We start from the raw sequence: 19,984 nt of genomic DNA on the forward strand, positions 1-19,984 counted from the left end.
GCGCCGTTATCCGGCGCGTCCCTTGAATCCCTGAGCCACGACGTACCACTCGCTGGAGCCCTTGCGGCTGGCGGGTGGCTTGGCGTGCTTGACCGTCTTGAAGTGCTTCTTGAGCAGGTCGAGCAGTTCCTTGTCGGTACCGCCGGCAAAGCCCTTGGCAATGAAGGCTCCACCCTTGTCGAGCACTTCCACGGCAAACCACGCCGCCGCTTCGACCAGCGCCATTGTGCGCAGGTGGTCGGTCTGCTTGTGACCGACGGTGTTGGCGGCCATGTCCGACATGACGAGGTCCGGCGGGCCGCCGAGTGCGGCGATGAGCGCTTCGGGCGCGGCATCGTCCATGAAGTCCATCAGCAGGATCTCGACGCCTTCGATCGGTTCGGTTTCGAGTATGTCGATGCCGACGATTGCCGCCTTGGGAACCTTGCGACGTACGACCTGTGCCCAGCCGCCCGGCGCGATGCCCAGGTCGAGCACGCGTTGCACGCCCTTCAATAGCTCGAATCGCTCGTCCAGTTCGATCAGCTTGTAGGCGGCGCGGCTGCGATAGTTCTCGTCCTTCGCGCGCTTTACATACGGATCGTTGAGCTGGCGTTCGAGCCAGCGCTGGCTCGATGCCTTGCGCTTCTTTGCCGTCTTGAGGCGGCGGTGCGAATCCTGTCCGGCGCGCGACATCAGCGAAGTCCTCCGGATTGCTTGATCCGGCGCAGGGCGGCCTGGGCCTCGTAGCCCTCGGCATCAGCGGCCATCAGGCTGCGCAGGATGCCTTCGCGAATGCCGCGGTCAGCCACACCAAGCCGCTCAGCAGGCCAGATGTCGAGGATCGCCTCGAGGATGGCACAGCCCGCCACGACAAGGTCTGCCCGGTCATGCCCGATGCAGTCGAGCTGGCTGCGCTCGCAAGGCGACATGCCGGACAGGCGTTGGGAGATATCGCGCATCGATTCCGCCGGGACGATCAGCCCGTCCACCGCCTTGCGGTCGTACTGCGGCAGCCCGAGGTGGACGCTGGCGAGCGTGGTCACCGTGCCGCTGGTGCCCAGCAGGCGCTGTTCGGGGGCCTTGTGCTGGTCGATCCGCTCGGCGAACTCGGCAAAGCTGTCGCGCACCAGTTGTTTCATCTTGGTATAGCGCGCCAGCCGTCCATGTTCGTCCTCGGGCTCCTTGCCTACGGTTTCCGACAGCGAAACAACGCCCCATGGCACGCTTTGCCAATCGAGGATGCGCGGAACGGGTGCGCCGGGTTCGATCAGCACCAGTTCGGTCGAGCCGCCGCCGATATCGAAAATGATAGCCGGTCCGATGCCGTCCTCCAGCAGGATGTGACAGCCCAGGACGGCGAGACGGGCCTCTTCCTGCGCGCTGATGATGTCGAGCACGATGCCGGTTTCGTCCTTCACCCGCTCGATGAAGGCCTCGCCATTGTTGGCGCGGCGGCAAGCCTCGGTGGCAACTGAACGGGCCAGGTGGACGTTGCGCTTGCGCAGCTTGTCCGAACAGACCTTGAGCGCACCCAGGGCGCGGTCCATGGCCTGGTCTGACAGGCGGCCGTTCTGCGCCAGCCCTTCGCCCAGCCGCACCACGCGGCTGAAGGCGTCGATCACCACGAAGTTCCCGTCGGACGGGCGCGCGATCAGCAGCCGGCAATTGTTGGTGCCGAGGTCGATCGCCGCATATGCCTGCTTGAAGCTCTTGTGTGGAGGGCGGCGCCAATTGGCCGCCTTCGGGCGCGCATTGCGCGGTCCGCCTCTGTTATTGTCGCCGGAACTGCTATCGTGGCCGTTGTGCTGGTTCGGTCGCCTTGCTTGCCCCTTGGGCGCCCTGTTACCGGCCTTTTCGCGTTCTTCCGGCGGATTGATATCCGCCATTTTCGTATTCCAAATAATCTATCACCCGCCCGTGCTGTAAAGCGCGACGAGCGGAAACCTGGTTTCAGGCTATACCAACGGGCGGATTGGCACAAGTCGGACACAGCGTTAGGGCTGTTCCATGGTGTCTCCTCCCACGATTGCCCTGTTCGCCAAGTATCCGCGTGCCGGGGAGGCGAAGACCCGGCTGGCTCCGCTGCTGGGCGACCAAGGCGCGGCCGAGGTGCACCGCAAGCTGGTGGAGAAGACGCTGGCGACCATGCGGGCAAGCGGGCTGCCCTTCGCCGTCCGTTTTGCCGGGGCGCCGCGCGAAGACTTCGCTGCATGGCTGGGCGAGGACGTCCCGCTGGTGGAGCAGGGCGAGGGCGACCTCGGCGCACGGCTGGCGCGGGTTGTGGCTCCGGCGATCCTGCTGGGAGCAGATATTCCGGGACTGCGGGTGGAGCACCTGACGGCAGCCGCAGCGGCGCTGGCGCAGGCCCCGGTGGTGATCGGTCCGGCCAGCGATGGAGGCTATTACCTGCTTGGTTTTACTGCGAAAATGCCCTTCCTCTGGCAGGACATGCCGTGGGGGACTGAAACGGTTCGAGCGAGGACTGAAGCCCGCTTGGTAGAGCAGAACGTGCCCTATCGCCTGCTTGGCGAGCTCGACGACTGCGACCGGCCCGAAGACCTTGCCGCATGGCCCGAGTTGCTGCCGTGAGTCGCGTTTCCATCGTCATTCCCATGCTCAACGAAGCGGCGGCGCTGCCGGAGCTGGCCAAGCACCTTGCCAGGTTGGATCCCGCGCCGCTGGAAATCGTGGCCGTCGATGGCCGAAGCGAGGATGGCTCGATTGCCCTGGCCGATGCTGCCGGTTGGCGTGTCATGGTCACCGATGCCGGGCGCGGCAGGCAGATCAATGCCGGGGTCGGGGCTGCCAGAGGCGAGCTGGTGGTCGTCCTGCACGCCGACACCATTCCGCCGACGGACATGGTGGCGGTGATCGAGCAGACGCTGTCGGACCCGAAGATCGCGCTGGCCGGTTTCACCCCGATCATCCGCGGACCGGAGAAGACTCGCTGGGGCACCACGGCGCACAACTGGCTGAAGACCTGGTACGCGCCGCTGCTGACCCGTCCGCACCTGTTCCTGCGCGGGGTGCGGCTGCTGTTTGGCGACCATGCGATGTTCTTCCGCCGTGCGCAGTTCCTCGAAAGCGGTGGCTGCGACCCCGAGGCCAAGGTGATGGAAGAGGCAGACCTCTGCGTCCGCCTCACGCGCTATGGCCGGGTGAAGCTGGTCCGCCGCACCGTTGTCACCAGTGACCGGCGGATCGCCGAATGGGGTCCGCTCAAGGCCAACTGGATATACTTCAAGGTCGGGATGCTATGGGCGCTCGGCATTCGCGAGCGGCTGGAACGGCATTACCCGGACGTGCGCTGACGGGAGCCAGCGGCAGGAAACCGACGTCGATGGCATGGCCGATCAGCCGGTCGAGCCAGCTGTTGTCCGTCCGCCCACAGGCGAGGCCGGTCACTTGCCGGAAGCGTCTGTCGTCGAAGCGCGGATTGCGGGTAAAGTAGGGGCCGAAAGTGTCCAGCAGGTGGCCCATCAGCAGCCGTTCGGCAGGGCGGAGACTGGCCATATCGAGCACCTCGGGCTCAACCACCACAGGATCGGGCAGGTGCGGCACGCGGGCGATGCCGTGCGCCAGTTCGGCGGCGGGCAGGGGCGTGTCGGCGACGAGGTGGAAGTGGCCGCCATGGGCTTGTTCGAAACGCTCGGCCAGCCGCACGATACCCTCTGCCACATGACAGATCGGCACGAAGTCGATGGTCGCGCCTTGCCGCGCCGGGAAAGTGCTGATCTTGCCGCGCGCCAACAGGCGGAAGGCGTTGGCGAAGGAAGGGAACTCGCGGATCGCGCCGGTCGCGCTGTCGCCGAGCACGACCGAGGGGCGGGCTATGGCGAAAGGCACGCCGCTCTCCGCGACGACCTGCTCGGCGAGCGCCTTGCTCGCTTCGTAATTGTTTGTGAAGCGCGTGCCTGCGGGCACCGGTCCTTCGGCAATCGCGCCCTCGCGCGTGCCGCAGACATAGGCCGTGCTGACGTGGACCAGCCTTGCGCCTGCTGCCTTGGCGAAGGCGGCGGCGTTGCGGGTGCCTTCAACGTTGACGGCGGCCAGCACCTCGCGCGGCGCATCGAATTCGAGGCCCGCCGCGCAATGGATCACCAGGTCGAACCGGCGCGGCTCCAGCCCCATCAGGGGCTGCGTCACGTCACCGGAAACCTGCTCGATCCCAGCCACCGGCGCGCCGTCATTGCCGCGCACCTCGCGCGACCGGCGCACCATGGCCGTTACCGCAGCCCCGCGCGCCGCAAGCCGCGCGCAGACTTCACCGCCGATCAGGCCGGCAGCGCCGGTGACGAGGACGCTCAGCAACAGGGAGCGTCGTTTTTCGTGGGATTGGCGTCGGACTGGCCGAAAGGCACGGCCGTGCCGCAGCCGGGGAAGACGCCGTAGTGGCGTGAAAAGTCGCCGATGAAGTCGAAATGCGGCGCAAAGCGCGTGTCGGCCAACATCATCCAGGTGTTGCCGCAGACCGGGAAGACCCGGCCCGCCTCGATCGCGTGGTGCGCATCGAGATCGAAGCGCTTCTCGTGTTCGGCCATCGTACCCTTGTAGACCACGGCCTGCCCGTAATCCTCGCACTGCGGTTCCAGCCCGGCGAGCTTGAACAGGCGGTAGGTGGCCGAGACGAAGCCGATACCCGCCAGCTTGTCCGCCGCTTCGGCATCGTTGATGCCCAGCGGACGGTCGGTAACGAGGCGAGGATCGGCAAAGCCGGCGGCCTTGGCGATGCGGTCGAAGTCGCCCCAGTAGAGCGCGCCGGACAGGCATTCGCCGTGCAGCACGGGATCGTCCAGCAGGTGCTGCGGTACGCGGCGGTCGGCATAGACGTCGGAGAAGTAGAGCTCGCCGCCCGGCTTCAGCAGCCTGTGCGCGGCGGCGAAGACGGCGGGCTTGTCCGCCACCAGGTTGATCACGCAGTTGGAGACGATCACGTCGAAGCTTTCCGGCTCCAGCCCCAGCTGGTCCAGCTTCTCGATATCGCCCTCGACGAATTCGACATTGGCATAGCCGAACCGTTCGGCGTGCCAGTCCTTGTGGGCGTTGGCGACGGCCAGTTGCTCGGGCGTGGCATCGACCCCGGTAATAGAGCCCTTCGGCCCCACCAGTTGCGCCAGCAGGTAGGCGTCCTGCCCGCTGCCGGAACCGAGGTCGAGCACGCGGCAGCCTTCCAGCGTCTGCGGCACGACGAGGCCGCAGCCGTAATAGCGCGCCTTTACCTCCTCATGGACATTGCGCAGGGCCTCGCGGATCGAGGGCGCGGGCATCTCGAAGGTGCAGCATGCATCGGTGCGCAAGTCGGCAGAGCCTGCCAGCACCTTGCCGTAGTAGTTCTGCGAGTTTTCGAGATTCATGAAACCGTTTCTCCAGTGGGTCCGAAAGGATGCATGGACGAGATGCACTTCGTCGGCCATCCTGAAAAGGTTACGCCCAAAGCCGGGCCAAGGGGAAGCGCGTGAAATACACGCATGACGTGATTGTGATAGGCGGCGGCGCTGCAGGGCTCACTGCGGCGGGCGGCTGCGCGCTGTTCGGACTGAAGACGGCCCTGATCGAAGGTCACAAGATGGGCGGCGAATGCCTGAACAACGGCTGCGTGCCGTCGAAGGCGCTGATTGCCAGCGCCAAGCGTGCCGCCGAAGCGCGGGAAGAGATGCGCGCCGGTGTGCAGCTGGCTGCCCCCAGGGTCGAGTGGAGCGGCGTCCATCGCCACGTCCACGACGCCATCGCCCACATCGCGCCGCACGATTCGGTTGAGCGGTTCGAGGAGATGGGCTGCGAGGTCATCGCTGACTGGGCGCGGCTGACCGGCCCCAACGAGGTCGAGGTGGGTGGCCGCAAGCTGACGGCACCGCGCATTGTCATCGCCACCGGATCGGGACCGGCCGTACCGCCGATCGAGGGGCTCGATGGCGTCCCTTACCTGACCAACGAAAACCTGTTCGACCTGGCCGAGCAGCCCGAACACCTCGTCATCATCGGCGGCGGCGTGATCGGCATGGAGATGGCACAGAGTTTCTGCCGCCTCGGCAGCACGGTCACCGTGATCGAGCCGGGCGAGCTGATGGGCCGCGACGACCGCGATTCGGTGGCCGTGGTGAAACAGGTGATGGAAGCCGAAGGCGTGCGTTTCATCAGAGGCAAGGCGGCCAAGGTTTCCGGCAGGCCGGGCGCGATCACCGTCTCTACGGACGGCGGTGAGGACGTCACAGGATCGCACCTGCTGGTTGCCACCGGTCGCAAGGCGCGCACGGCGGGTTACGGGCTGGAGGAACAGGGCGTGGCGCTGGGCAGCAATGGCATCAAGGTCGATGCGCGGCGGCGCACCAGCCTGAAGCATATCTATGCGATCGGCGATTGCCGCGAAGGGCCGCGCCTGACGCATGTCTCCGGCTACGAAGGCTCCAACGTGGTGCTGGAGATCGCGCTGGGCCTGCCGACCAAGGTCGACTGGCGTGCGCTGCCCTGGTGCACCTATACCGAGCCCGAAGTCGCGCAGGTGGGTCTCACAGAAAGCGAGGCGCGCGCGAAGTACGGCGACAAGCTGCGCGTTGTGACCGAGCACTTCGACCACAACGAACGCGCCGTTGCAGAAGGGCTCGACAAGGGTCACCTCAAGATGATGCTGAAGGGCAAGAAGGTGGTCGGAGCCTCGATTTGCGGGGTGAACGCGGGCGAGCTGCTGCTGCCGATCACCCAGATGATCACCGGCAAGGCGAGCACCTTCGACGTGGGCGGGGCGGTGATTTCCTATCCCACCCGCGCCGAGATCGTGAAGGCGGCAGCATTTGCCGCATGGGAGCCGACGTTGTTCGGCAAATGGCCCAAGCGCTGGGTGGCCTTCCTCGCCAAGATCAGGCGGGCGTTCTGATGGCAAGCAGGGCAAAGACCCGTAACGCGCCCGCCGGCCCGTCGCCCTTTGCCGTGAAGGGCGAGCGACTGCCCACGGCCAAGTTCTCCGACCCGCTCGTCACCGCCAAGGACCAGGCGCGCGCCACGGTCGGCCTGCGCCAGCTCGACACGCTGTGGTTCGCCACCGGCACGCTGTGCAACCTCGCCTGCGCCAATTGCTACATCGAGAGCAGCCCCACCAACGACGCGCTGGTCTACATGGCTGCGGCCGACGTGGCGCGCTTCCTCGACGAGATCGCGGATCGTGGTGTGCGCGAGATCGGCTTCACCGGGGGCGAGCCGTTCATGAACCCCGAAATCATTGCCATGGTGGAGGACGCCCTGTCGCGCGGGCACGAGGTGCTGGTGCTCTCCAACGCGATGAAGCCCATGCGCCGCCACGAAGGCGAGCTTTTGAGGCTGCGCGAGTCCTATGGCGACAGGCTGACAATCCGCGTGAGCATCGACCATCATTCGCAGGCCGTGCACGAAGCCGAGCGCGGTCCGAACTCGTGGGCGCCTATGCTGGACGGGCTGCGATGGCTGTCGGCGGGCGGCTTCTCGCTGGCGGCTGCCGGGCGCCACCTGGCAGGCGAAAGCGATGCGGATGCGCGCGGGGCCTATGCCGCGCTCTTCGCTGCCGAGGGGATCGCTATCGACTGCGCCGATCCCGCGCGGCTGGTGCTCTTCCCGGAGATGGACGCGAGCGCCGACATTGCCGAGATCACCACTGCTTGCTGGGATATCCTCGGCAAGTCCCCCGACGACGTGATGTGCGCCAGCCAGCGCATGGTGGTCCACCGCAAGGGCGAGCCGGCGCCGCGCGTGGTGGCCTGCACCCTGCTGCCCTACGATCCGCAGTTCGATCTTGGCGGCACCGTGGCCGAGGCCGACCGCGAGGTGCCGCTCAACCACCCGCACTGCGCGCGCTTCTGCGTCCTTGGCGGAGCAAGCTGTTCAGCCTGACATGGACCGTTCAGGCGCTTCGTGCGTAATGGGGGCATGGGACTCTATCGCACCGCCTCTGTCGCACTTGCCGCAACGCTGGCAGGCCTTGCCATGCCGGCGCTGGCGCAGAGCAATATCGACGGCACTTACTCCGACACCGACGGTTACGTGGAGATCACGGTGGAACGCTGCGGCAATTACCGTTGCGGCACGATCACCCGGATCATCCGCCGCAAGCCGGGCGAGCCGATGAACGATGCCCACAACGACGATCCCGACCTGCGTAGCCGCCCGATCCTGGGGATCCGCCTGCTGCAGGACCTGCGCTGGGATGACGGCGTCTGGCGCGGCACGGTCTACAATCCGGAGGATGGGAACACCTACCGGACGGAGGTACGTCCGGCCGCAAACGGCGCGCTGGAAGTGAAAGGCTGCGTGACCCTGTTCTGCCGCACGCGCATGTGGCCGGCATTGCGTTAACGGCTCGGGCTTGACCGAATCCGGTCCGCGTTATAGAGGCCCGCCCCTACCGGCTAGAAAGCTGATATTGCCCCGTCCTCTAACGGTAAGAGAGCGGACTCTGAATCCGTCAATCAAGGTTCGAATCCTTGCGGGGCATCCAGCTTTCCGGTTTCCCTTAAATAGCTGGCTTACTCTTCGATGCCGAGACGGTGGCGATCGAGTGCGCCTACGTTACCACGGTTGCCGATGCTTGGCGTGCGCGCGGCTTGGCGCTGCTGGGCAAGCGGCGCGGTGGGCGTGGGATCAGTGCCAACCGGGGCATAGCCGCCGTCATCTTCTTCCTCGTCCTCGTCCTCGCCATACATGCCGATCTCTTCGGTCCAGCTGGGTTCGGTGCTGCGCGGCGCGGGTGTGGGAATGGTCCGCGCGACGGCCAGCTCGGCAGGCTCCGGCACTGTTTCGGTCTCGGCCTCGGCCAGGTTCACCGGCTGTCCGTCGGCATTGGTGAAATTGTCCAGTGCGCCGCCTTCGCCAGCGAAGGTACTCACCATCAGCAGGATCGCGATAGCCAGCATCAGGGCCAGTCTGCGGTTCATGTCAGCACTCCCTCAAGATCAATCAGTCGTCGCACGAGGATTCACCGTCAGCGCCGGTCACGCCGGGCGTCAGGTTGCGATCGTCGCGTATCGTAAAGATGGCTTCCTGGCGGAATTCCGCGGTCTCGCCGAAGCTGCCGTTGATGATCCCGTCGTAGCGGTAGTAAACCTCGGCCACCATCACCGCGGAGCCTTCTGTCGCAAGGATCTGGTTGTCGGCAGTGCCCACGCCAACGATGGTCGTGCTGCCAAGGCCGTTGTTGTCGCCATCGTCGCCATAGAGCGAATCCCGGTCCAGCGAACCGCGGCAGCGCTGCCAGTGGATGAACTGCCGGCCCGTGACTTCGTCGTATTCCAGGCTGGACAGGATGATCCGGCCGTTCTCCTCGAGATTGAAGGATTCGCCTTGGCGCAGCGCGCCGCCGATAATTGAATCGATATCGGCCTCGGTCACCGTGGGCGTGACGCTGGAGTTATCGGTCTGGCCGAGGCGCGAGGCATTGTCAGCCAGCGAGATCGCTGTCTGGCTGACCTGCATGTTGACCGTCGCCATGTAGGCCATTTCCACCCCGGTGAGCCCCAAGGTGATGAACAGCGGCAGGATCAGCGCGAACTCGAGCGTCGAAACCGCCTCCTCGTCGCGGCGGAGCAGCGGCAGGCGGCGGGCGATGCGGGTACGAAGTTTGGCCATCAGTTGCAGGCTCCTGCAGCGGAGGAATATTCGGCCTGGTCGGCGAACGGCTGGTTCTTCTTGATCGCAGAGGATTCCAGCGTCCGTCCTTCCCAGGCTTCGGGCAGGAAAGGCACCTTGAAGATCGGTTCGTAGGAAGCCCGCACGGTGTAGATCACCACGTCGTTGGCACCGCCGTTGCCGGACACGCCGACTTCCTCGTCCCACTGGCCGTTGCCGTTCTCGTCGGTATAGGTTTCGCCATCGTTGCAGATGCCGTTGTCATCGGAATCGTTCCATTGTTCGGGACGATCGATGTCGGCGAAGTCGTAATAGCTGCGCCGCTCGGTCTCCAGTTCCACGCCTGGCATGATGCCGCCAACGCGCGCTAGCACCAAGTCGTCAGCGGCATCGGTGTCGCCGCGCTCCAGCGAGGCATCGCGTGCGGCCGACTGTACCGCGCCGTTGAGTACCGACTGGGCATAGACCATCTGGCCAATGTCGAGCGTCCCCAGCAGCAGCAGCAGGAATGTCGGCGCGATCAGCGCGAATTCCACCACGGTGACGCCGTCTTCGGCGCGGGCAAGGCGGCGGGCGAAGCCATGTTCGCGGCTCGCGCTGGTCATTGTACGATCCTCAGCTCGCCGACCTCGTTGGCGATTTCCTGGAAAGCCTCGTTCAACTCGTCGGCGTCTTCGGCGGTGAAGGCGCTGTTTTCCGATGAGCAGGCTTCGAGGTCGTCAGTCAGGCCGGTGGCGAAGGCGATCACCCACAGGCGGATGCCGCGCGCCTTCACTGCGTCGCAGATGGCGAGGAAGCGCGAGGTGTGGCGTTCGGTCTGCAGGTTCACACCGTTGGCGGTGACGCGCCGGTCGTGGAACTCGACGCCGTAGGCGCTCTGGATCGCGTTGCTCGGCTGCATCTGCCCGTCGGTCATGAAGATCATGTGCCGCGAGACATTGCCGCCGTTCGAAGGCGAGGCGTTCACGTTGTCGGCGAAGATGCCGGTCGGCGAGCTGAGACGGGCGCCCCAGAGCAGGCCGATATCGTGATAGGTATTGCCTTCCGCCCGCAGCGAGTCCGCATAGGCGTCAAAGGCGCTTTCGCTCATCTCCGTCAGCGTCTGCGAACGCTGCGGGCAGAACGAGGGCGCCTGGCCGCCTGTCAGGCTGTCGCCGTTGTTCGACAGGTCGTAGCGACCACGGCCGCGGCCGGTGCTGACGAAGGAGGTGCGGTAATAGGCGACCTCGGGCCACAGTGGTGCCCACTTGGTGTCGTCATCGGAGCTTACCGTTGCAGAATCGATATCGAGGTCGTTCGCGCTGACCGGTGTGATTCCGACCATCGAGTCGTAGGCAAAGCTGGCCGCCGGCGTGGTATTGCGCTCCTCGATGCAGCCATCCCATAGCGAGGTGACGTCATCGCCGTCATCGCCAGTGGTCGTGGTGACCGAACTGAAGGCCTTGTAGCTGCTGACGTCGTAGGTGACCGGACGGTAGACGTAGTGATCGAATTCCGTCGTGGTGGTGGTCACCATGATAGGGTCGCTGGTTTCGAAAGCGTAGTCGAAGGTGTCGCGTTCGTAGCGCGTGTAGCGGGCAGAATAGTAGGTGCGGCTCCACCGACCACGGCCGCGCCGTTCCTGTACGCAGGTATATTCGGTACGCTGCTGGCGCTGGGTCTGCGTGGTCGTAACGACTTGCTGGCCCTGCGCGTTGATGGTGGTTTCGGTGTCGGAAGAGGTGTTGCCGACGTTGGACCAGCCGGTGTTGCTGGGCAGGTCGGCCGTACACTCGTTACGGCTGTTGTATTCGTTGCCGTTTACGTCGCCTTCGTCATCCACCCATTCGTTGCTTTCGCCGCTGGCGCTGGAGCTGACCGAGTCTTCCCAGCCGGCGAATTCCTCGACCGTGATGGTTTCATAGACTGGTTCGCGCGACTGGATCGTACGGCTTTCGACGAGGTAACTGGGGCTGAGCAGACGGCCGACATTCACGGTCGAACTGTAAGGCACGAAGGCATAGCGGATACGCGCATTGCCGCCAGCGGTGGATTCCTCGACCGTGTCGTAGAACGCCTTCATCGCGTCCTGCAGCATCGACAGCTTGCTCGGCCCGCCATAGTCAAGCGACCAGTCCATTGACCCGGTGGAGTCGAGCACCATGGTCACGTCGCTGTTGCCGACACCCATCGACGCGGAGCAGGTCACGCTTACCGGAATGATGTCGAAGCCGAAGATGGCCATGATGGTCGTCTGCACGTCAGCCGATGCGGTGGCGACGATGGTATTGCCGTTGTCGTCAGTGTTCGGTTCGAAAACCGTATCCGTGGCACCCTGACGGTCAGGGTTGAAGTTGTTGGCGAAGAAGGCCGCGGCCTCATCCTGGGCGACCTCGTCAAAGCCGTTCACACCGACTGCGCGACGTCCTGCCAGCACGCCTGCGTCGCAAGCTGCTTGGAGGCGGTTCTCCGCCTTGTGCGCGCGGCTCAGGTCAACGCCGCCGCCAACGATTGCAGCCAGCACGAGAAAGCCGACAGCGGCCATCGGCAGGAAGCTGCCGGCCTCGTCTTGAAACAAGCTCGCACCTGGGCTTGCGCGCTGGACGCGCTGTTCCCACTGGCTCTGAAATCCCCTGGACGCCATCTTGAGTTCCCCATCTTTTCAACACGGCCTTTCCGGTTGGAATGCCAGTCGATCATGCGGGGAATAGAAAAATGGATTTAAACTTCAGTGGGATGGCATGGTTAATTTGGAGTTACGCGGGCGATAGCCGCAATCCGCGTGCAAGAATTGGACTTGCACGACCGTTCAATCGCTCCGTTTCACTAGGCCCGCGAAGGTTGACGATTGATTTAGGATCGCCCCCGTTTTTCCGCCTGTTCCGGCTATTCCCACCAGTAAGGAACGCGCACTTCGTCGCCGGTGACCACTTCGTTCATGGTTGCCGCGTCGTAGGCCCGGCCGCCCAGCACTACCGTTTCCACCTGTTCCGTATAGCGAATATTCTCCAGCGGGTTGCCCGAGAGGATCACCAGGTCAGCCAGTTTGCCCTCTTCGAGGCTGCCGATTTCGCTATCCATGCCCAGCGAGCGAGCGGGAACGATCGTCGCGGCCTGCAGGGCCTGCAGCGGGCTCATGCCGCCACGCACGAAGGACCATATCTCCCAGTGGGCAGCGATGCCGGCCTGCTGGCCGTGGGCACCGATGGAAACTTCGACGCCGCGCTCGGCAACGCGGGCAGCTTCGCGGGCGATATCGTCGTCGACGAAGTCACCTTCGGGTGCCGTGGTGCGGCGCGCCGTCTCGGCACGCAGGATGGCGGGCGGGGTATGCGCCTGCAGCAGCGGCTGTTCCCAGACGTTGGTCGCCTGGCGCCAGTAGGGATCGCCGGCAAGGCCGCCGTAACCTACCACCAGCGTCGGGGTGTAATTGGTCTCCGCACCCTCGAACAGCTGCAGCACGTCCTCGTAGAACACTTCGACCGGGACATTGTGTTCGAGCGTCGAGTTGCCGTCGATGATCAGGTTCATGTCCATGCCGAACAGCGAACCACCTTCGGCCACCACCAGCATGTTCTCCTGCCGCGCAGCCTCGACCACCATCTGCCGCTGGTCGCGACGCGGCTGGTTGTAGTTCTTGACGCTTGGAGCACCCTCGGCGCGCAGGCGGCGGACGTGGTCCAGCGCATCGTCGAGCGTGTCGATCTGCGCATAGGCATAGGGATTGCGCGCGCCGTAGATGATCCGTCCGGTGCTGAACATGCGCGGTGCCAGCAACTGGCCCGTGCGCTGCATGTCCTCGGCGACGAAGAAGGCGGTGTCGCTGGAAGGATCGTGGATGGTCGTCGTGCCCAGCGCCAGCGCCTGGGTGAGGTTCCAGTTGACCTGCGGCACCACCTCGTCGCTGTCGACCGAACCGTGCGCGTGGGCGTCGATCAGGCCGGGGATCACGGTGCGGCCGCTGGCATCGATGGTGGGGACGTCCTCTCGAATAAATAGTGCGCCGCGTCCGACATCGGTAATGACGCCGTCTTCGATCAGAATATAGCCGTTGTCGATGATCCCACCGTCTTCGTCTGCCATGGTGATGATGCGCGCGCCCATAATGTATAGCTGGCCTTCGTGCCGGTCTGCCGTGACGGTGCGCAGCATCGATACGCCGCTCTCCGGCTGGGAATAGCCGTCGTCGGCATCGTCATCGTCCGACGGCGGAGCGTCGGCGAAAAGGTCCGCCAGTTCGGCGCGGTAGAGCGTCGGGCCGAGCGACCAGAACAGCGTGTCGCCGCCGTTCGCCCAGTGGACGTAGTCGACGCCCGAATCCGATACTTCGACCACCGGCAGTGCGCCGGCAGAGCCGGAGACGCTCACCGCCTGGCCGCCGGGCATCAGCGGCATGGCATAGGCATCGTAGTTCTCGGTGAAGGCGAAATAGCGGCCCGTGGGGGAGACCATGTAGCCGGTTACCATCTCGCCCGTGGCATGGGTGCGCACGGCTTCGCCGTTGAGGTCGGTCGAGACGAGCACCTGCGCGTCGCCGTCCGATCCGGTCATGAAAATGCGGTCACTGCTCGCGCCGAAATGCGGGCGGGCATGGTCGCGGCTCACCAGCACCGGTTCGCCGCCGTTGGCCGCGACGCGGTAGACGCCGGGATTGTTCGAATATTCGGGCGCGGTCAGGTAGCCGCCGCTGCCCTTTTCGAAGACGATGGTCGATCCGTCGGGCGAGAAATGCGGGCGGGCATAATGGCCCGGCGTGGACGTGATGGCGCGGCCACCGCGACCATTGGCACCGATGGTGCGGATTTCGCCCAGTCCGTCATCGGTCCAGCGGACGTAGGCCAAGGTGGAGCCATCGCGTGACCAGGAGGGGAACAGCTCGCGGGCGTCCTCGGAATCGGCCGTCAGGCGGCGGGGCGTGCCGCCGCGGGCGGGCATGGTGTAGAGGCGGCCAAGGCTCTCGAACACCACGGTCCGGCCATCGGGCGAGACCTCGGCGAAGCGCGCCATGGAGACTTCGACCTCATCCACCGCGACGGGGATCTGCGGGTGCGGCGCGGGCAGGACGCCGCGGCTGTCGTTGACCGTGAACGGGATGACGGCACCATTGTTGCCGTCGGCATCGACGCGGCGGATGTGGCCACCGGCCCAGAACACGATCGAACGGCTGTCCGGCGTCCAGTCCATGTTGGGATAGACCCCGGTAACGGCCCAGGTCTCCTGCACGTCGCGGTCGAGGTCGTCATATACGCGCCATTCCCGGCCGCCGGCGATCTCGCGCACCCACAGTTCGGACTGCAGGTTTTCGCGGCGGACGAAGGCGATCATGGTTCCGTCGGGCGAGGGAGCAGGGCGCACCGAACCGCCAAGGCCCGACACCGCCGTGGTGATCTCGCCGGTAGCGAGGTCGTAGCGTTCGATGTTGAACAGGTCCTGGTTGGAATCCTGCGCGTATACGAAGGTGCCGCCCGAGGTGATGTTGCGGGTGTAGAAGACCGCGCTGCCGTCCGCCGAGAACACCGGCTCGCCCAGTTCCTTTTGGTGCTGTTCGTTGGGCCGCTCGACCAGCGCGACGCCCGAGCCGCCGGAAACGTGGTACATCCAGATCTCGCCGGTGCCGAGGCTGCGGCCGGTGGTGAAATGCTTCTTGGCGACGATGAACTGGCCATCGGGCGACCAGCTCGGCTGGTTCATCAGGCGGAAGCTCTCGTCGGTCAGCTGGCGCATGTCGCTGCCGTCGGCGTCCATGATCCAGATGTTGTCGCCGCCGCCACGGTCAGAGGTGAAGGCGATGCGGCTGCCATCGGGCGAGAAGCGCGGGTGGACTTCCCAGGCGAGGCCCTCGGCAATGCGCGTCGGCGTACCGCCGGCAATCGGCATGGTGTAGATGTCGCCCAGCAGCGAGAAGGCGATCGTCTGCCCGTCTGGCGAGACGTCGACGTCCATCCATGTGCCTTCGTCGGTGCGGATCGGAACCTGTCGCACGTCCACGCCCGGTGGCGCATTGACGTCCCATTCCTCGCTCTCGGCTTCCTGGGCAATGCCGGTAAGCGGTGCTGCGGTTGTGGCGAGGAGAATTGCGGCGAACGAGGCGATCTTGCGCATGGGCGTCATGTGTCTTTGGCCTGTGATTGCTTGGAGTCCCGGCGCCTTCATACGCGGATGAAGAGCAGGTGCAACGTTTCACATGTAACCATTGTCAGGCACCAATGTCAGGCGATGCTGTCGAGCCCGCTGGTGATGGCCGCTTCGATCTGCGCCACGTCCTCTTCGGACAGGCAGTAGGGCGGCATCACGTAGACCGTGTTGCCCAGCGGGCGCAGCAGCACGTCCTGCGCATAGAAGTGTTCGCGCAGGCGCGGACCTATCTCTGCCAAGTATCCCTCATCCCCCACGGCCACGTCGAAGGCGACCATGGTGCCGCACTGGCGCGGGTTGGTAACATCGTCTCGCTGCGAAAGCCGCGCGAGCACGTTGCCGAGCCGCGCGGACAGTGCGGCGATCCGGTCCAGCACCGGCTCCTCGCACCAGATGGCGAGGTTGGCATTGGCTGCCGCGCAGCAGATGGGGTTGGCGGTGAAGCTGGACGAGTGAAAGAACATCTTCGACCGGTCGGTCGAATAGTGCGCGTCGTAGATGGCCTCGCTGGCCATGGTGACGGCGAGCGGCATGGTGCCGCCCGTCAGCCCCTTGGCCAGGCAGAGGATGTCGGGCGTAACGCCTGCCTGCTCGCAGGCCAGCAGGGTGCCGGTGCGGCCCCAGCCGGTCATCACCTCGTCCGCGATGAAGAGGACCCCGTGGCGGGCGCAGATGGCGCGCATCTCCGCCAGCACCGAAGGCGGATAGGTGAGCATGCCGCCCGCGCCCAGCAGCAACGGTTCGATGATGAAAGCGGCGACGTCGCCAGCCGCGCAGGCCGCTTCGAGCGCGTCGAGGCTCGGCTGCGGATCGGCGGCGGGGAAGGGGATGGTGCCCACGTCGAAAAGCAGGGCCTCGTAGGCGCGGTTGAACACGCCGCGCTCGCCCACGCTCATCGCGCCGATGGTGTCGCCGTGGTAGCTGTGCTCCATCACCAGCACGCGGGCGCGCGGCTCGCCGCGGTTGTGCCAGAAGCCGAGCGCCATCTTCAGCGCGACTTCGACGGCGGTGGATCCCGAGTCCGAAAAGAACACGTGCGGCAGGCCTTCGGGCATGATTTCCACCAGCCCGCGCGCCAGTGTCTCGGCGGGTTCGTGCGTCCAGCCCGCGAAGATCAGCTGGTCGAGCTTCTCGGTCTGCTCGCGCACCGCCTGCATGATGCGCGGGTGGTTATGCCCGTGGGTGGTGACCCACCAGCTGGAAATGGCGTCGATCACCCGCCGCCCGTCATCGGTGTAGAGCGCCGCGCCCTCGGCATGGGTCACCAGCGGAATGGCCTCGCCCAGGCCATGCTGGTGGAACGGATGCCAGACGGGGGAACGGTCAGTCACGTTACCGGTCCAACCGGATGCTTTGCGCGAAGGCGTCAGCCAGGGTCTGCGCGTTGAGCGGGTCGAGGACGGGCAAGCGGCCGAGGTTCGGCACATTGCCGATTTCGACGATCGCGCTTTCTGCCACCGGCTCGGCATCGCCGCTGAAGGCAACACCGGCAATCGGGATGCCGCGCGCCCGCATGGCTTCCAGCGTCAGCAGCGTGTGGTTGATCGTGCCCAGCCTGGTGCGCGCCACCACCACGGCGGGCAGCCCCCAGCGGGCGAACAGGTCAGCCGCCAGCAGGTCTTTGCGATAGGGCACCAGCAGGCCGCCCGCGCCTTCGACCACCAGCGGGCGGTCGGTAGCGGGCAGTTCGAGCGCGCCGTCCTCGACCTCCACGCCGTCTATGCGCGCCGCTTCGTGCGGCGAGCACGGCGTTGCGAGGCGGTATGCTTCGGGCAGGACATCGGCGTCCGGGGCAAGGCGCGAAACTGCCTGACTGTCGGTCTCGCCTTCAAGTCCGGACTGTGCGGGCTTCCAGTAGCTGGCGCGCAGGGCCTGCGCGAGGCCAGCTGCGAAGACGGTCTTGCCGACGTCGGTGTCGGTGCCGGTGACGATAAAGCCCTTCATGACGCTTTCCATTGTGCGATGGCTGCGAGGACCTGCGTCACGTCGTCGCTCGACAGCGTGGAGCGCAGCGCAAGGCGGATACGGCTGGTGCCCTTGGGCACGGTCGGCGGGCGGATCGGCAGGGCGGCAATGCCTGCGGCCAGTAGGTGCTCGCCCAGTGCCAGCGCTTGCGCTTCGGGGCCGACGACCACCGGCACGACCTGCGTCGTCGAACCCATGGTATCATAGCCCATGGCTTGCAGCCCTTCGCGCAATTGCTCGCCCAGCGCCGCCAGGTGCGCGCGATCGGCGTCCATTTGCGGCACCAGTTCGAGCGCGGCGTCCATCGCGCCCAGCACGGCAGGCGGCGGCGCCGTCGAGAAGATCAGCCCCGCGCACATGTTGACCATGTAATCGCGCAGTAGCTGCGAGCAGGCGATATAGGCACCGAAGCCACCGAGCGCCTTGCTGAAGGTGCCCATGACAATGTCGGCGCCCGGATGGTCTGCCGTCAGCCCTGCCCCGCGGACACCGAGCACCCCGGTGGCGTGGGCCTCGTCGATATAGAGCAGGGCGTCGTGGCGGGCGGCGATCTGGTTGAGCCGGGCAATGTCCGCACGGTCGCCGTCCATCGAGAACACGCTTTCGGTGACGACCAGTTTCAACGGCGCACCCGAGTGTTCCGCCAGCAGGCGGTCGAGGTGATCGTAGTCGTTGTGGGCGAAGAAGTGCGTTGTCGCCCGTGCGCCGCGCATTCCCGCGTGGATCGAATTGTGCACCAGCTCGTCGGCGAAAATCGCGCAGTCATGCGCTGCCTTGGCCAGGGCGGGGATCACCGCTGCATTGGCTTGCCAGCCGCTGGCGAAGACCAGCGCCGCTTCGGTGCCCTTGAAGGCTGCGATCCTGGCTTCGACCGCCTCGTGCTCCGGCGAGGTGCCGGTAATCAGGCGCGAGGCACCTGCGCCTGCGCCGTACTTCCGCGCGAAGTCAGCCGAGCGTTCGACCAGCAACGGATGCAGCGACAACCCGAGGTAGTCGTTGCTGGAGAAGTCGAGCAGTTCGCGGCCGCCGCGCTCCAGTCGCCCGCTGCCCGTCATCCGCGCCGGACGCAGCACGCGAGTGCGGTCCTTCGCCGCGATGGTGTCGAGCGATTGCCGGAAGGGGTCGAGCTTTGACACGCGCTGCGCTCAGGTGAGTTCGGCTTGCGCCTCTTTGGTCGCACAACCGCCGGAGCAGCCGCCCACCGCACGCATGGGCTCTTCGCCTTCCATCGGCTTGAGGCCAAGGCGGGCGAACAGGGCCGCATCGCTGTCGTCGCCGGCATTGGGCGCGGTCAGCAGCTTGTCACCGGTGAAGATCGAGTTGGCCCCCGCCATGAAGCAGAGTGCCTGCGTCGCGTCGGACATGGATTCGCGGCCGGCGGACAGGCGCACCATCGACATGGGCATGGCAATGCGCGCGACAGCGACCGTGCGAACGAATTCGATATCGTCGATCTTCGCCATGGGCGTGTCTGCCAGCATGTCGCCAAGCGGTGTGCCCTTGACCGGGACCAGTGCATTGACCGGTACGCTTTCCGGATGCCGCTCCAGCGTCGCAAGAGTATGGACGAAGCCGACCCGGTCGGCGCGGGTCTCGCCCATGCCGACGATGCCGCCGGAGCACACGTTGATGCCCGCCTTGCGCACGTTGTCGAGCGTGGTCAGCCGGTCTTCGTAGTTCCGCGTGGTAATCACCCGCTCGTAGTATTCGGGGCCGGTGTCGACGTTGTGGTTGTAATAGTCGAGGCCGGCCTCGGCGAGCTGTTCGGCCTGGCTTGGCGTCAGCATCCCCAGCGTCATGCAGGTTTCCATGCCCATCTCGCGCACGCCCTTCACGATCTCGACAATCTTGGGCATGTCGCGGTCCTTGGGATTGCGCCAGGCGGCACCCATGCAGAACCGCTGGCTGCCGGCATCCTTGGCCTGCGCCGCGCCTTGCAGCACCTGCCGCACGTCCATCAGCTTGGTCGCCTCGACCCCGCTGTCGGCATGGGCGCTTTGCGAGCAATAGCCGCAGTCCTCGGGGCAGCCGCCGGTCTTGATGGAGAGCAGGGTGCACAGCTGCACTTCGTCCGCGCGATGGTTCTCGCGGTGCACGGAGGCGGCGCGGAACAGCAGCTCGGTGAAGGGCAGGTCGAACAGCGCGGCGATCTCTTCGCGCGTCCAGTCGGTGCGGATTTCGGTTTCTTGCGTGGTCATCTTGTCTGTCGGTTAGCCTCCGGCGCGCCGCTTGGCAAAATACAAGTGCATCCGGCGTTGCAGATAATGCACCGGCAGGTGCCTTTTTTGGAGTTGGCGGCACGGTGTCCGAGCGCCTATGGACCCGCCAACGGATC

The 19,984-nt window shown here is 65.6% G+C and carries 18 protein-coding genes and 1 tRNA gene; 6 read left to right on the forward strand and 13 right to left on the reverse strand.

From position 1 onward, the window contains the following. Positions 1 to 6: 6 nt before the first annotated feature. Positions 7 to 675: an RlmE family RNA methyltransferase gene (locus tag AAEO60_RS00955; protein ID WP_341671767.1), complete on the reverse strand. Its 669-nt coding sequence runs from the start codon at positions 673 to 675 to the stop codon at positions 7 to 9. Further along, positions 675 to 1,868 (reverse strand): Ppx/GppA phosphatase family protein, encoded by a 1,194-nt coding sequence (locus tag AAEO60_RS00960; RefSeq protein WP_341671768.1) that lies wholly within the window; start codon positions 1,866 to 1,868, stop codon positions 675 to 677. Before AAEO60_RS00960 ends, AAEO60_RS00955 begins: the two co-directional genes overlap by 1 nt. 121 nt (positions 1,869 to 1,989) lie before the next feature. Here AAEO60_RS00960 and AAEO60_RS00965 point away from each other — a divergent pair, with 121 nt between their 5' ends. Both AAEO60_RS00965 and AAEO60_RS00970 read left to right on the forward strand, forming a co-directional pair. Further along, positions 1,990 to 2,571, forward strand: coding sequence for a TIGR04282 family arsenosugar biosynthesis glycosyltransferase (locus AAEO60_RS00965; protein ID WP_341671769.1), 582 nt, complete (start codon positions 1,990 to 1,992; stop codon positions 2,569 to 2,571). Beyond that, on the forward strand, positions 2,568 to 3,293 hold the full coding sequence (locus AAEO60_RS00970) for a glycosyltransferase (protein ID WP_341671770.1): 726 nt from the start codon (positions 2,568 to 2,570) through the stop codon (positions 3,291 to 3,293). Before AAEO60_RS00965 ends, AAEO60_RS00970 begins: the two co-directional genes overlap by 4 nt. On the opposite strand, the gene AAEO60_RS00975 is transcribed toward AAEO60_RS00970, so the two are convergent. Both AAEO60_RS00975 and AAEO60_RS00980 read right to left on the reverse strand, forming a co-directional pair. Beyond that, positions 3,223 to 4,293, reverse strand: coding sequence for an SDR family oxidoreductase (locus tag AAEO60_RS00975; RefSeq protein WP_341671771.1), 1,071 nt, complete (start codon positions 4,291 to 4,293; stop codon positions 3,223 to 3,225). The genes AAEO60_RS00970 and AAEO60_RS00975 overlap by 71 nt on opposite strands. Next, on the reverse strand, positions 4,287 to 5,336 hold the full coding sequence (locus tag AAEO60_RS00980; protein WP_341671772.1) for a methyltransferase domain-containing protein: 1,050 nt from the start codon (positions 5,334 to 5,336) through the stop codon (positions 4,287 to 4,289). Before AAEO60_RS00980 ends, AAEO60_RS00975 begins: the two co-directional genes overlap by 7 nt. Positions 5,337 to 5,437: 101 nt before the next feature. Here AAEO60_RS00980 and AAEO60_RS00985 point away from each other — a divergent pair, with 101 nt between their 5' ends. The 4 genes from AAEO60_RS00985 to AAEO60_RS01000 all read left to right on the forward strand — a co-directional run bounded on the left by AAEO60_RS00985 (position 5,438) and on the right by AAEO60_RS01000 (position 8,443). Continuing rightward, positions 5,438 to 6,853 carry a dihydrolipoyl dehydrogenase family protein gene (locus tag AAEO60_RS00985; protein WP_341671773.1) on the forward strand — a complete coding sequence of 472 codons (1,416 nt, stop codon included), beginning with the start codon at positions 5,438 to 5,440 and terminating at the stop codon, positions 6,851 to 6,853. Beyond that, entirely contained in the window at positions 6,853 to 7,839 is a 987-nt protein-coding gene (locus AAEO60_RS00990) for a radical SAM protein (protein ID WP_341671774.1), read from the forward strand. Before AAEO60_RS00985 ends, AAEO60_RS00990 begins: the two co-directional genes overlap by 1 nt. A 36-nt stretch (positions 7,840 to 7,875) precedes the next feature. Next, a complete protein-coding gene (locus AAEO60_RS00995; protein ID WP_341671775.1) occupies positions 7,876 to 8,301 on the forward strand; it encodes a DUF2147 domain-containing protein in 426 nt (141 codons plus the stop codon). A gap of 68 nt (positions 8,302 to 8,369) precedes the next feature. Beyond that, a tRNA-Gln gene (locus tag AAEO60_RS01000) sits at positions 8,370 to 8,443 on the forward strand. A 28-nt stretch (positions 8,444 to 8,471) separates the two neighbouring features. Here AAEO60_RS01000 and AAEO60_RS01005 read toward each other — a convergent pair. From AAEO60_RS01005 to bioB, 9 genes are all read right to left on the reverse strand, one after another. Next, positions 8,472 to 8,879, reverse strand: coding sequence for a hypothetical protein (locus tag AAEO60_RS01005; protein WP_341671776.1), 408 nt, complete (start codon positions 8,877 to 8,879; stop codon positions 8,472 to 8,474). 22 nt (positions 8,880 to 8,901) lie between these two features. Beyond that, positions 8,902 to 9,570, reverse strand: a complete 669-nt coding sequence (locus AAEO60_RS01010) for a TadE/TadG family type IV pilus assembly protein (RefSeq protein WP_341671777.1) — start codon at positions 9,568 to 9,570, stop codon at positions 8,902 to 8,904. Then, the gene (locus AAEO60_RS01015; RefSeq protein WP_341671778.1) at positions 9,570 to 10,175 is read right to left on the reverse strand and encodes a TadE/TadG family type IV pilus assembly protein; all 606 of its coding nucleotides are present in this window, start codon (positions 10,173 to 10,175) and stop codon (positions 9,570 to 9,572) included. Before AAEO60_RS01015 ends, AAEO60_RS01010 begins: the two co-directional genes overlap by 1 nt. Continuing rightward, the gene (locus AAEO60_RS01020; protein ID WP_341671779.1) at positions 10,172 to 12,127 is read right to left on the reverse strand and encodes a Tad domain-containing protein; all 1,956 of its coding nucleotides are present in this window, start codon (positions 12,125 to 12,127) and stop codon (positions 10,172 to 10,174) included. Before AAEO60_RS01020 ends, AAEO60_RS01015 begins: the two co-directional genes overlap by 4 nt. A gap of 308 nt (positions 12,128 to 12,435) precedes the next feature. Beyond that, positions 12,436 to 15,660 carry an amidohydrolase family protein gene (locus tag AAEO60_RS01025; protein WP_423970047.1) on the reverse strand — a complete coding sequence of 1,075 codons (3,225 nt, stop codon included), beginning with the start codon at positions 15,658 to 15,660 and terminating at the stop codon, positions 12,436 to 12,438. Between the two features lie 98 nt (positions 15,661 to 15,758). Continuing rightward, the gene (locus tag AAEO60_RS01030) at positions 15,759 to 17,015 is read right to left on the reverse strand and encodes an adenosylmethionine--8-amino-7-oxononanoate transaminase (protein WP_341671780.1); all 1,257 of its coding nucleotides are present in this window, start codon (positions 17,013 to 17,015) and stop codon (positions 15,759 to 15,761) included. 1 nt (position 17,016) lies between these two features. Continuing rightward, positions 17,017 to 17,628, reverse strand: coding sequence for a dethiobiotin synthase (gene bioD / locus AAEO60_RS01035; RefSeq protein WP_341671781.1), 612 nt, complete (start codon positions 17,626 to 17,628; stop codon positions 17,017 to 17,019). Beyond that, entirely contained in the window at positions 17,625 to 18,785 is a 1,161-nt protein-coding gene (locus AAEO60_RS01040) for an aminotransferase class I/II-fold pyridoxal phosphate-dependent enzyme (protein ID WP_341671782.1), read from the reverse strand. Before AAEO60_RS01040 ends, bioD begins: the two co-directional genes overlap by 4 nt. Before the next feature lie 9 nt (positions 18,786 to 18,794). Further along, positions 18,795 to 19,847 (reverse strand): biotin synthase BioB, encoded by a 1,053-nt coding sequence (gene bioB / locus AAEO60_RS01045; protein WP_341671783.1) that lies wholly within the window; start codon positions 19,845 to 19,847, stop codon positions 18,795 to 18,797. Positions 19,848 to 19,984: the final 137 nt, after the last annotated feature.

Origin of the sequence: Aurantiacibacter gilvus (assembly GCF_038289935.1) — a bacterium.
Classification (GTDB): domain Bacteria; phylum Pseudomonadota; class Alphaproteobacteria; order Sphingomonadales; family Sphingomonadaceae; genus Alteraurantiacibacter; species Alteraurantiacibacter gilvus.

Bases quoted from the DNA above. Each gene is read 5' to 3' on its own strand.
- AAEO60_RS00955 (WP_341671767.1), bottom strand. From the start codon at position 675: ATGTCGCGCGCCGGACAGGATTCGCACCGCCGCCTCAAGACGGCAAAG.
- AAEO60_RS00960 (WP_341671768.1), bottom strand. From the start codon at position 1,868: ATGGCGGATATCAATCCGCCGGAAGAACGCGAAAAGGCCGGTAACAGG.
- AAEO60_RS00965 (WP_341671769.1), top strand. From the start codon at position 1,990: ATGGTGTCTCCTCCCACGATTGCCCTGTTCGCCAAGTATCCGCGTGCC.
- AAEO60_RS00980 (WP_341671772.1), bottom strand. From the start codon at position 5,336: ATGAATCTCGAAAACTCGCAGAACTACTACGGCAAGGTGCTGGCAGGC.
- AAEO60_RS00990 (WP_341671774.1), top strand. From the start codon at position 6,853: ATGGCAAGCAGGGCAAAGACCCGTAACGCGCCCGCCGGCCCGTCGCCC.
- AAEO60_RS00995 (WP_341671775.1), top strand. From the start codon at position 7,876: ATGGGACTCTATCGCACCGCCTCTGTCGCACTTGCCGCAACGCTGGCA.
- AAEO60_RS01005 (WP_341671776.1), bottom strand. From the start codon at position 8,879: ATGAACCGCAGACTGGCCCTGATGCTGGCTATCGCGATCCTGCTGATG.
- AAEO60_RS01010 (WP_341671777.1), bottom strand. From the start codon at position 9,570: ATGGCCAAACTTCGTACCCGCATCGCCCGCCGCCTGCCGCTGCTCCGC.
- AAEO60_RS01015 (WP_341671778.1), bottom strand. From the start codon at position 10,175: ATGACCAGCGCGAGCCGCGAACATGGCTTCGCCCGCCGCCTTGCCCGC.
- AAEO60_RS01025 (WP_423970047.1), bottom strand. From the start codon at position 15,660: ATGACGCCCATGCGCAAGATCGCCTCGTTCGCCGCAATTCTCCTCGCC.
- bioD (WP_341671781.1), bottom strand. From the start codon at position 17,628: ATGAAGGGCTTTATCGTCACCGGCACCGACACCGACGTCGGCAAGACC.
- bioB (WP_341671783.1), bottom strand. From the start codon at position 19,847: ATGACCACGCAAGAAACCGAAATCCGCACCGACTGGACGCGCGAAGAG.